Genomic DNA, 12,241 nt, shown 5'->3' with positions numbered 1-12,241 from the left:
ATCCTAAACAGTTAAAACGTGTCAGCTCAGTAGAACTGGACATTTAAAATAATTGAACGCTTACTGCGCTTCCGTTTTTAGTGGCTTATCCAAAGGCACATTATACAATCGCAATGCTTCTTTCATCACATTGTGGAAGACAGGGGCGACCGTTAGACCAGCATAAATCTGACCGCGCGGATCTTCGATAAGCATCACGCCTACCAGCTTTGGATTAGATGCAGGTGCCATGCCAGCAAAGACGTTACGATACTGATCGGTATAATAGCCACCATCTGGATTGATACGTCGTGACGTACCCGTCTTACCTGCCACGCGATATCCGTCAATGGCAGCGGCTTTCGCCGTACCACCAGGCTCAGTCACGCTCTCAAGCATCTGTACAATCGACATTGCCTGCTCATGCGCCATAATACGTTTGCTTGGCTGCGACTTGTCATCTTTAATTAAAGTTAATGGATGCATGACTCCACCTGCTGCTAGGGCTGAATACGCCTGTGCAACCTGTGCCAATGTCACTTGTAGACCATAACCATAACTAACCGTCGCACGACGCGAGGTTTCTTTTTCTTTTGGCGTGACGATTAAACCACTGCCCTCACCTGGGAATTGCAAAGGTGTTTTTGAGCCAAAGCCAAACTGTCGTTGCATATTACTAATAGCATCGGCTGGCAGTGATAGCGCAATCTTGGTCGAGGCAACGTTACTAGATTTCTGTAATAGCGTGGCCATGTTAATCATGCCCAAATTATTATGATCTCGAATGGTATAGCCACGTACGCGAATCGAACCAGGATTGGTATCAATCAAAGTCGTTGGCGTATATTTGCCCGAGTCTAGCGCTGCCGCCACGGTAAACGGTTTCATTACCGAACCTGGCTCAAACACATCTAACAATGCGCGGTTACGCTGGTTTTCACCCGTCATCTCATTAAGGTTGTTTGAGTTAAACGACGGCCATGTTGATAATGCCAACACTTCACCAGTCTGCACATCAACGATCATACCCGTTGACCAGCGTGCTTTTTGCAAACGCCCAGCCTTTTCTAGCTCTTTATACAGCAAATACTGTAAACGCGAATCAATCGTTAATGCCACATCTTTGCCAGGTACTTCTGGCTCGATTTGTTTGATTTCTTTTAGGCTGTTTTGTTTAGCATCTTTTAGAACCAAAACTTTCCCATCATCACCCGCCAGATCTTTTTCATACTGACGCTCAATACCAGCACGGCCTTCGTAACCGCCTTCAGGATCTTTGGCATTTTGACCCATAAAGCCCAGTAGCTGTGCATTGGACTGTGGCTGTGGATAATAACGCTGAAAGAAATTCTTTTCGTAGACGCCTGGGAAATCAAGTGAGCTGACGCTTTGGGCAATCTCAGGTGTGACCTTATTAAGCAGTGGCAAATAGTGTGAGCCCGCACCAGATGGTAAAGCAGCTTTTACCGCTTTCTCATCGGTCACATCAATACTGTCATCAATAGCAGTGACTTTTTTCAACTCATCGACCGAGATATTGGCAGCAGCGGCTAGCTTTGTCAGGTCCATATTATCTAGACGCTTTTGCATACGCGCTTGTAATTGTGGACTGCTAGGATTGGTGATGATAATGCGCTTTAGCTCGTAATATTCACGAGAATAATCATGTGGACTAAACGAAACTGTCGCGAGCGGCGCACTGACTGCAAGCGGTAGATTATTACGGTCGGTAATCATACCGCGATAAGATTTTTGGGTGCGTTCACTGGTAATAAGCTCATTGCCTTTGTCTTGATAGAACTGTGCGTTGGCAACCTGAATATAATAGGCGCGGCTAATCAGTAGTGCTAATATAACTAGCGCTAGACCCCAAACCATACGAAAACGGTTTTTGTCTTGTTCGAAACCACCAAGAGCAGAAGCACCTGACGCTTTGCTCGAAAAAACCATTTTACTTTTGCGATTTTTTACACTGGTATAAGCGCCTTGGGTGTCGCTTTTTTTGATGCGTCCAAACAATTTTGCCTTACGATTGCTTGCAGCTTTATCGGGCTTGCTGCTCGTCTGACCAGATTTAGCCGCACTGGCTCGGCGGAGAGGTTTGGTTACCTTGCCGCTGGCTGGTTTTTTGCTGGTGTTTTTTGCGGTGGATTTAGGCTTTTTCTCACTCATTGTCCTGCCTCCGTCGCTGGTTCTTCAGGAGAAATATCGGTAGAGACACGTGGCCCGATGACGTCAGATGCATCCTCATCTGAGTCTTCTGTAACCACTGGCACCAATGCAGTTGCGACGCCAGGTTGGATAATCAGCTTATCCTTTAATGTTGGCGAATACATACCCAATTCAGCAACCGCTCGACTGGCAATCTGCGGCGTGGCGCTAAAGGTTTGTTGCTCAATTAATAGACGCTGATGCTCTACTTGTAGCTTACGTTCTTGTTTTTTCATGTCTTGCAAAGTTTTGTAGTCCTGATGATATTGCTGAACTTCTTCGGCAGTTTTGATACCACTCCATACAATCGTGGCTGCCAATAGCAATAGCACGATTACATAAATGCTCACCACATTAAACCGGCGCACGAACAGCTCGCCGACATCGGTATTATAAGGTGTAGCAGTGCGGCGATTCGCAGGTTTGTCAGATATTGCCATGACGATCTCAAAAAGGTGAACGTAAACGATAGAGTAGATAACGGATTGCGAAAGATGAACGTGTCATTATTCGGTCATACCATCGATAAATATAAAACCAAAGACACTTATAAATGTACAAACTAAACTTAAAAAAACGAATGTAAAAAACATATCCAATAGCTAATATATTTAGGCGCCACAAGTCATCACAACTCATGGCTATCAATATGCCATACCACAACCAAACACATTGTATGGCTATACTACATATAAATCCGTGCAACTATCATGCAGATAAAAATCAACTGCTGAGCCTAACAGACAATATTTACAGATTTTTAACAGTGGCGTAGCCATTAGGACATTTGCGCATCATTTAGACAAACATTAGCAATCTTTGACAACTCACCAATCTTATTCGACTATGACTTGTGGCATCATGTTGTTCTATAATTTTGTTGTCTGCTCATAAGCTGTGTCGGTGCGAGTTGCCATACGCAACCATGCACTGCGCGCACGCGGGTTTTGACTCGTCTCAGCTTTGCTTGGGCCAACACGTTTTGGCTTGCTAAAATAGCGCGGACGATTCGGCGGCATTGGCAGGTTTTCGTCTTCTGGATATTGCCCTTTGCTATGTCGCTGCAAAAACTGCTTGATACGGCGATCTTCTAATGAGTGAAAGCTAATGACCGCAAGCTGCCCGCCTGATTTTAAGATAGGAATACTTTGCGCTAAAAAATCGTCAACATCGCCCAGCTCATTGTTAATAAAAATACGCATGGCCTGAAAGCTTTGTGTGGCTGGATGTTTGCCGCGCTGCCAGTTGGGATGCGCTACCTTGATGACTTCTGCCAGCTCAAGTGTAGACTCGTAGCTCTCCATTTGTTTGATAGCGCGGGCAATACGGCGACTATGACGCTCTTCGCCAAACTCATAAAGCACATTGGCCAACGTTTCATCATCGACTTTCTCAAGCCATTCGGCAACTGACTGGCCACGACTGGTGTCCATACGCATGTCTACTGCCCCATCACGCATAAAGCTAAAGCCACGACTACCATCATCAATCTGCGGTGATGAAATACCCAAATCCGCCATTAACCCATCAACTTCAGTGATGCCCATAGCAGCCAGACTGTCGGTCAACGTCGCAAAACTATCATGCACCACACGCACACGGCTGTCTTTGCTTGCCAGCTCTTGCGCCACGCTGATGGCTGTCGGATCTTTGTCAAAGACAATCAGTGTGGCGTCATCTGCGAGTTGACTTAATAGCAGTCGGCTATGGCCGCCACGGCCAAAGGTCGCATCAACATAGATACCACTTATATTTAAGCTATTTTGGTCGCCTTCTTTTTGCTTAGGCAAGGATTTTACACCCAGTACTGCTGCGACAGTCTCTTGCAGCAGCACCGCATCATGGACAAAACTTAATTCATCAGACGTGATATCGCCCTCATGACGGGCGTGAGTAACATCCAGATCGACATCTTGCGTAGACGCATCCTTTACAGCAGAAGGATTAGACACTGACGCAGAGAGATCAGCGGCGGCAGAAGGACTGGCTTTCGATTTTGGCTTAGACTTTGATAGGGACACAAACAACTCAATAGATGACGACCATACTGGCCAGTAATTAGATGAAAATAAACAAGTTATGACTTGCTTAGCATTATTATCGCAAGGATACACCTGTAGTCAAGCACTAGAAGGGCTTTTCATTAAAAATATCACATGTCTCTGTTATACTAGCGCTATATTTTACGCTATTTCTTAACATCGACTTCATATCTTTCATCGCTATTTATACTAATAGCTTATATCGATAGCAAACTTTGAGACTTTTATCATGCAAACCTCTACTGACAGCACGCGCCCTGTACGTACGCGTATCGCCCCATCGCCAACTGGCTTCCCACACGTAGGTACTGCCTATATTGCCCTGTTTAACTTGGCTTTTGCCAAAGCGCACGGTGGCGAATTCATCTTACGTATCGAAGACACTGATCAGACTCGCTCGACTGAGCAATCAGAACAAATGATTTTGGACGCCTTACGCTGGGTTGGTCTAGATTGGAGCGAGGGTCCAGATATCGGTGGTCCACACGCCCCTTATCGTCAGAGCGAGCGTAGCGACATTTATACCAAACACGCCGAGATACTCATAGAAAAAGACCATGCGTTTCGCTGTTTCTGTACCAGTGAAGAGCTAGATACCATGCGTGCTGAGCAAATGGCCAATGGCGAGACCCCTCGTTATGATGGTCGCTGTGCTCACCTTGCACCAGAAACCACCGAGCAATTGGTAAGCGAGGGCAAACCGCACGTGATTCGTATGCGCGTACCGGCCGAAGGCACTTGTCAGGTACAAGACATGCTACGTGGCACCGTTGAGTTCCCTTGGACTCAAGTCGATATGCAAGTACTGCTAAAAACAGACGGCATGCCAACGTATCATTTAGCCAACGTCGTCGATGACCATTTGATGGAAATCACCCATGTGATGCGCGGTGAAGAGTGGCTGAACTCTGCGCCTAAGCATCAACTGCTTTATGATTATTTTGGTTGGGAAATGCCAACGCTTTGCCACATGCCGCTACTGCGTAACCCAGATAAGTCAAAACTGTCTAAACGTAAAAACCCAACCTCTATCACCTACTATCGTGATGCAGGCGTGCTACCTGAAGCATTGTTAAACTATCTCGGTCGTATGGGCTACTCAATGCCCAATGATGCTGAGCAGTTTACGCTAGAAGAAATGATTGCCAGCTTTGATATTCAGCGTGTGTCGCTTGGTGGCCCTATCTTCGATATCGAAAAGCTAAACTGGCTCAATGCAGAATGGCTACGTGCGCTTAGCCCTGAAGAATTAAAGAATAAAATCCTTGAATGGGCCAGTAACAGTGACAAACTAACCGCTATCGCAGCGGCGATTCAGCCACGTATCGAGCTATTATCTGATGCGGTTAATTGGGGTGGTTTCTACTTCCAAAACCTACCTGACATCAATGCTGAAAGCTTTACTCATAAATCACTCACCCCTGAGCAAATTATCGAGATGCTGCAATTAGCGCTTTGGCAGTTAGAAGTCCTGCCAACGTGGTCAGAAGAAAACATCTATGCCACGCTAAAAGGCCTTGCTGCTCATCTGGATATTAAGATGCGTGACTTTATGGCGCCGTTCTTTATCGCTATCGCTGGTAGCACCTCATCGACGCCAGTCATGAACTCTATGGCGATTATCGGTGCTGACATGACTCTGACTCGCTTGCGTCATGCCGTTGATGTATTAGGCGGCCTTGGCAAAAAGAAACTGAAAAAACTTGAGAAACAAGCGGCAGAACTGCCAGATTTCTTAGCTGCTGCTGAATAGTTCAGAAGCTGAATAACTTATCTGCTAAACAGTTAATTAGCTAAACTTGTCGAATGTAAAAGGGTCAGGCCATCTCTGACCCTTTTTTCGTTGTTAATAAGTACTACTACTCTCAGAATATAAAAACCTCTTACTCAATATTTTAGTTGGAAATAAACATGGCTGCCAAAACCGTCACGATAGAAAGCAAAGATTATGTCTTTAATACCCTAAAAGAAGCACAGAAATATTATGATGCCATCGTAAAGGAGCTGTTTGATGCAACTTTGACCCTGACCAAGGGCCAAGACTTCGAAGACTTAAAATGGATATACAACACTTACTGTAGTTACACCAAGCATAATCTAGATAAATTGGGCGAATATGACATCATTGGCGTCAAAAGTATCAGAACAATCCGAGAAAAAGGCGGTCAATATATGCCAACTGAATGCTGTGCGATTATTTTTTCTGATGGCAGCGAAGAAGAGTTTTATACCGATAAAGCCCTAAAAGAGATCGCACTTAAGCAAAATCCACGCTAATTTGGGCTTGTTGAGCCTTTAAAACAGGCTAAATCACTTTTTTTCGCATATTTATGAATTATTTTTAAAATAGTGGTTGACAAGACTGCCGCTCTTACATAAAATACGCACACTCTTAGCGAGGGGCTATAGCTCAGTTGGTAGAGCACTTGCATGGCATGCAAGGGGTCAACGGTTCGACTCCGTTTAGCTCCACCATACTTATTTATAGCAACGCTCAGTATTACTGAAACGTAATAATAAATACTCGCTAGTAGGACGATATCAGCACCTAGGCAATGCTTATTCACTAAGCTATCTGATATTGTGAAGTACCGTTGTAACCACTGGTTATAACATTCTATGCGTCCCCATCGTCTAGAGGCCTAGGACACCGCCCTTTCACGGCGGTAACGGGGGTTCGAATCCCCCTGGGGACGCCACTATTCGGCGTCACTTATTAGCACTTTTGCTTAGCATCAGATTAGACTAATAAGCGAACAATAAAAAAGCCCAGTCATCATATGGTGACTGGGCTTTTTTATGTCTGTCATTTCTCAACATCCTCTATTCTATTGTCGTTAGCTTATTATTAATCGCTGCTAGCTTACTGTTGATAGCACTATTGCCAACCTATCTAATACTCGTTAATATCGACCTGATAAGCATATTTATAAAGTGCAGCCACATACTATAAATGATGGGGCTTGGCGTGATTAAAGGGAAGTGATTGCGATGTTTGGTATCGAGAATTATCTGGGGTTTATCTTGGCGGCTATTTTGTTAAACCTAACGCCAGGTACGGATAGCATGTACATCATCACCCGTAGTATTTCACAAGGACAAACAGCAGGGTTTTATTCTGTTCTTGGCATTACTTCGGGTATTTTGGTACATACTTTATTGGCGGCGCTAGGGTTGTCCGTGTTACTTGCCAACTCCCCTACGGCGTTTATGATCGTCAAATATATCGGTGCGGCTTACTTGTGCTATTTGGGTCTAAAAATGCTACTGAGCAAAAACTCGAGCTCGATAGCAAACAATTTGTCCAAAGATCAGAACGTGACTAGCCGAAAGGCTGTAGATGGTTGGCAAATATATAAGCAAGGTGTGTTGACCAATACTTTTAATCCAAAAGTCGCTTTATTTTTCTTGGCGTTCTTCCCGCAGTTTATCGACGCTAGTTATGCTTATGGCATGCTGTCATTTTTGATGTTGGGACTGACTTTTGCCACCACAGGTTTTATATGGTGCTTGTGTTTGGCGCTGCTGGCGTCAAAGTTCAGCAAAAAACTAAGAGAGAATCCAAAAATTGAATCCATGATGAATAAAATAAGTGGTGTCGTATTTATGGGGCTAGGAATTAAGCTGTTGACTGAAAAAGCGTAGAGTAAAGTAACAAGAAGAAAAAACGTCTTCCATAAAAAAGCCCAATCCCCTACTTTAAAGGAGGTTGGGCTTTTTGTCATATAAAGCTTAACTAATTACTAGCCAGCTTCTTTGCTCTCAGCAGCCAATTGACGTAGTACATAGTGCAATACGCCGCCATGACGCACATATTCGCGCTCTTTTGGCGTTTGTAGACCAACATTTACCTCAAAGGTTTCTGCCGAACCATCAGCACGTGTAGCCGTAACCGTGGCTGTTTTACTCTCACCATTATCTAGACCCGTGATGCTCAGCACTTCAGAACCATCTAGTTTGTAGGTTTCTGCATTTTGACCATCTTTAAACGTCAATGGCAGCACACCCATACCGACTAGGTTTGAACGGTGAATACGTTCAAACGAGCTGGTTAAAACTGCTTTTACGCCTAGCAGGATGGTACCTTTAGCTGCCCAATCACGGCTCGAACCAGAACCATACTCTGCCCCGCCCAATACCACTAACGGACGCTTATCTTCTTTATACTTCATCGCTGCGTTATAGATAGGCATTTCTTCGCCATCTTGTAACGTAGCGCTGTCATCTTTGAAGTAATAAGTATAGCCACCTTCTTTACCGCCCATCATCGTGTTTTTGATACGGATGTTGGCAAAGGTACCACGAGTCATGACTGCATCATTACCACGGCGTGAACCATAGCTATTGAAGTCTGCTTCCATCACACCGCGCTCTTGCAAGTACTTACCTGCTGGTGAGTCTGGATCGATATTACCTGCTGGTGAGATATGATCGGTGGTGATTGAATCACCGAACAGACCTAGGATACGCGCGCCTTCGATATCAGGGATACCTTCTGGCTCCATGGTCATACCATCAAAGAACGGTGGGTTTTTGATGTACGTTGACCCTTCATCCCATGGATACAATTGGCTATCCGCTGAACTAATTGCGTTCCACGCTGCACTACCGTCAAATACTTCGCCATAGTTTTTGCGGAACATATCAGCATCGATATTGTTGGCAATTAACTCGTTAATTTCTTCTGAAGTTGGCCAGATGTCTTTTAAGAATACATCGTTGCCATCTTGGTCTTGGCCTAGTGGATGAGTCGTCAGATCGATATCGACTGTACCTGCTAGCGCATAAGCAACGACCAACGGTGGTGATGCTAAATAACTGGCTTTGACATGCGAGTGAATACGACCTTCAAAGTTACGGTTACCAGACAGTACCGCTGCTGCGACTAAGTCGTTTTCTTCAATGCCTTTTTCGATCTCTTCTGATAATGGCCCTGAGTTACCGATACACGTGGTACACCCATAACCGACTAAATAGAAGCCCGTTTTTTCTAGCTCATCCATCAGATGAGTTTTCTCAAGATAGTCGGTGACCACTTTAGAACCCGGTGCAAGCGATGTCTTAACCCAAGGCTTGGCTTTAAGACCTTTGGCAGCAGCTTTTTTGGCCACTAGACCTGCACCAATCATTACTGCTGGATTGGAAGTATTGGTACAAGAAGTAATAGCAGCAATAACTACCGACCCGTCTCGTAACTTGTGTTGTTTGTCATTGATGCTGACATTTGAGAAGACATTGTTTGCTGGCGCATAACCTGCATTATCATCACTAGTATCAACTTCGATATTCGGCTCAGCCGCCAAGTGTTCCGCTTGCTCTTGCTCGCCGCCTTCTTGGTCAAAGCGTACTTTGCCTTCGACTTCTGACTTGCGATCTTTGGTCATTTTTTCTAGCGTTTCGCCAAACTTCTCATGCATATCAGACAGATTGATACGCTGCTGTGGCAAGTTTGGCCCTGCTAATGCGGGCTGTACTGACGACAGATCGAGCTCTAGCTTGCTCGAATAAGTCGCCGCTGGCGTATCGGCATCGTGCCATAAACCTTGCGCTTTAGCATATTTTTCGACCAGTTCAATCTGCGCTTCTTCGCGACCTGATAGACGCAGATAATCAATCGCCATTTGGTCAATTGGGAAAATACCGCAAGTCGCCCCATACTCTGGTGACATGTTGGCAATGGTGGCGCGATCCGCTAGCGGCATACTGTGTAAGCCTTCGCCATAAAACTCGACAAACTTGCCCACTACGCCATGTGCACGCAACATCTCAACGACACGTAGTACCAAATCGGTCGCCGTGACGCCTTCGGTTAGCTTGCCTTTTAGCTCAAAGCCGACCACTTGTGGAATCAGCATCGAAGACGGTTGGCCTAACATCGCGGCTTCAGCTTCGATACCGCCCACACCCCAACCAAGCACGCCAATACCATTAATCATCGTAGTATGGCTATCTGTACCAAACACTGTATCTGGATAAGCTGTCAGCTCGCCATCGACGTCTGCTGCCATCACGACACGGGCTAGATATTCAAGGTTAACCTGATGCACGATACCTGTCGCTGGTGGTACCACGACGAAGTTTTCAAAGGCTTGCTTGCCCCAATGCAAAAATTCATAGCGCTCATTATTACGCTTAAATTCAATCTTCTCATTCAAATCTAGCGCATCTTCGCGGCCATAAGCATCAACCTGTACAGAGTGGTCGACGACCAGCTCACTAGGGATAAACGGATTGATCTGCTCAGCCTTACCGCCAAGCTCGACCACTGCATCACGCATCGCAGCCAAATCGACTACTGAAGGTACACCAGTGAAATCCTGTAATACCACACGCGCTGGCATAAAGGCGATTTCTTTTGACGCCTCAGCCCCTGCATCCCAGTTGGCAACCGCTTCGATATGGTTTTTGCCAACCGACTGGCCGCCGTCTTCGTTACGCAATAGGTTTTCTAGTACCACTTTCATACAAAATGGTAGTGTCTTGATATGTTCATAAGTTTCGGTCAGCTTCGGCAGGCTGTAGTAGGCATGTTCCTTGCCAGCAACCGAAAGGGTGTCTTTTACATCAAAAATATCACTCATGATAGCTTCCTTATCGTTGTTATAAATCCTGAACATAAATTATTATAAGTTTATGTATGACTGGTGGCTCAATAAATGATTGATCTGTCTTGAATCAATATCGCAGTTTCGCAAAACTGTCTGATATGAGTCCGTGTTAACAAAAGAGATAATCGTATCTGTAGTGATTAACAGAAACTCCCTTTTACCATAACAAACATACAAGGCTTTGTTAACGTCTAGACGTTGTCGAATCGTGGCACAATCGTAAACGTAACAACGGTTTAGCGAGCTATTCTTAAGCAATATCTTTCTATTTACTTTTTGTCTTTTTTACGTCGTCCACTGCGGAACACGTAGCTGTCTTCATAAAAGCCAGTATCTGCATTTTCTGCCCAAAAATGCGGCACCCCTAAAATCGGTAACGGCGCAAGCTGGCGCGGTTTGACGTCATCATTTGATAATAATGTATCCATGTATTCGGCAACTTTGTCATCCAAATAGCGCATACGTTCAGCTAATGATAAGGTAAAGAATTCTTGTGCAACGTGAATGACAATGCTGTGAGCGCATAGAGGTTTGCGTGGGTGTACCAACTGCTCAAGCAATGCATGGCCAAAGATATAAACTGCGGCTTGAGCGCTGTTATCAGGCTGAGTTGGGTTGTCCCATTTAGCACGCGGTTTCACCAAACTTGCCTGCCAGTCAAAATCAATTAATGCTTTACCGATATTAGCATCAAAAGTCACTAGCACTGCGCCATTCTCATCAAAGACAGTAATAGTGTCGCGCACACGCCCTCGACGCTCACTAATACCCTGCTTTGCGATTTCTAGCATATGGTAGTAATTGAGCATAGCTTTAGTCTTCGGAAAGGTCAGCCAAATACTGCCATTAAACAAGTCATGCAAATTATCACGCGTCGGGATATTGCCAGTTGTGCCGATGAAATGCTCATAGGCTTCCCCTTCAGGCAATGAATTTTGAGAGACGAACTGTAGCGTCTGAGATTTGTGATCATGAGCAGGTTTAGTATGTCGTAACGGCTGTTGCAGATGTTCAGCCTGCTGCATCATCGCCGTTTTTAAGACTTTGGCAATCGTGTCAGGCGTATTGATGTCAGAAGCATTTATATCGTGCTCATCTAAACTATCCGATTCACTTAAGCTATTCTGCTGACTTGGCCTACTAAGATGCTCAATGCTGTTGCTGAGGTAATGTAGTTGAACGATATGTGACAACCATGGTGCTTGCCAATCAATATCAGCAAAGCTGTTATCAAGCTGACCTTCTACTACCGGCAGCTGCTTAGTATGAGTATCAGAGTTAAGTGTGGCGGGTAAATCATTGGCAGGCATAGAAGCTCTCTCTTACGGGCTATCTCTATTAGACGTATGGACGGTCTATGGTATCATGGTGCGCTTTTTTACTGCTAGATACGCCGCTCGA

At 45.0% G+C, this 12,241-nt stretch carries 8 protein-coding genes and 2 tRNA genes; 5 read left to right on the top strand and 5 right to left on the bottom strand.

All coding sequences use genetic code 11. The annotated features are described in order from the left end of the window. Positions 1-60: 60 nt before the first annotated feature. The 3 genes from I3254_RS01110 to rsmH all read right to left on the bottom strand — a co-directional run bounded on the left by I3254_RS01110 (position 61) and on the right by rsmH (position 4,061). Positions 61-2,151, bottom strand: coding sequence for a penicillin-binding protein 2 (locus tag I3254_RS01110; protein ID WP_057762051.1), 2,091 nt, complete (start codon positions 2,149-2,151; stop codon positions 61-63). After that, the gene (locus I3254_RS01105) at positions 2,148-2,630 is read right to left on the bottom strand and encodes a cell division protein FtsL (RefSeq protein WP_238050558.1); all 483 of its coding nucleotides are present in this window, start codon (positions 2,628-2,630) and stop codon (positions 2,148-2,150) included. The genes I3254_RS01110 and I3254_RS01105 overlap by 4 nt, the downstream gene beginning before the upstream one ends. Positions 2,631-3,059: 429 nt before the next feature. Further along, positions 3,060-4,061, bottom strand: a complete 1,002-nt coding sequence (rsmH, locus tag I3254_RS01100; protein ID WP_238050596.1) for a 16S rRNA (cytosine(1402)-N(4))-methyltransferase RsmH — start codon at positions 4,059-4,061, stop codon at positions 3,060-3,062. Positions 4,062-4,458: 397 nt separating this feature from the next. Here rsmH and gltX point away from each other — a divergent pair, with 397 nt between their 5' ends. From gltX to I3254_RS01075, 5 genes are all read left to right on the top strand, one after another. Next, positions 4,459-5,985, top strand: a complete 1,527-nt coding sequence (gltX, locus tag I3254_RS01095) for a glutamate--tRNA ligase (protein ID WP_238050594.1) — start codon at positions 4,459-4,461, stop codon at positions 5,983-5,985. A gap of 158 nt (positions 5,986-6,143) precedes the next feature. Further along, the gene (locus I3254_RS01090) at positions 6,144-6,509 is read left to right on the top strand and encodes a hypothetical protein (RefSeq protein WP_238050557.1); all 366 of its coding nucleotides are present in this window, start codon (positions 6,144-6,146) and stop codon (positions 6,507-6,509) included. A 122-nt stretch (positions 6,510-6,631) separates the two neighbouring features. Continuing rightward, a tRNA-Ala gene (locus I3254_RS01085) sits at positions 6,632-6,707 on the top strand. A 148-nt stretch (positions 6,708-6,855) separates the two neighbouring features. Beyond that, positions 6,856-6,931: transfer RNA gene (locus I3254_RS01080), tRNA-Glu, on the top strand. Positions 6,932-7,223: 292 nt separating this feature from the next. Continuing rightward, entirely contained in the window at positions 7,224-7,877 is a 654-nt protein-coding gene (locus tag I3254_RS01075) for a LysE family translocator (protein WP_160021476.1), read from the top strand. A 98-nt stretch (positions 7,878-7,975) separates the two neighbouring features. On the opposite strand, the gene I3254_RS01070 is transcribed toward I3254_RS01075, so the two are convergent. Together I3254_RS01070 and I3254_RS01065 are read right to left on the bottom strand one after the other, a co-directional pair. Further along, entirely contained in the window at positions 7,976-10,813 is a 2,838-nt protein-coding gene (locus I3254_RS01070; RefSeq protein ID WP_238050556.1) for an aconitate hydratase, read from the bottom strand. A 296-nt stretch (positions 10,814-11,109) separates the two neighbouring features. Further along, a complete protein-coding gene (locus tag I3254_RS01065; RefSeq protein ID WP_238050555.1) occupies positions 11,110-12,150 on the bottom strand; it encodes a DUF3025 domain-containing protein in 1,041 nt (346 codons plus the stop codon). Between the last annotated feature and the right edge of the window lie 91 nt (positions 12,151-12,241).

Origin of the sequence: Psychrobacter sp. Ps2, assembly GCF_022129405.1 — a bacterium.
Lineage (GTDB): Bacteria > Pseudomonadota > Gammaproteobacteria > Pseudomonadales > Moraxellaceae > Psychrobacter.
Note: the sequence above shows the minus strand (reverse complement) of the source record. Positions and strands in the feature narration are given on the sequence as shown.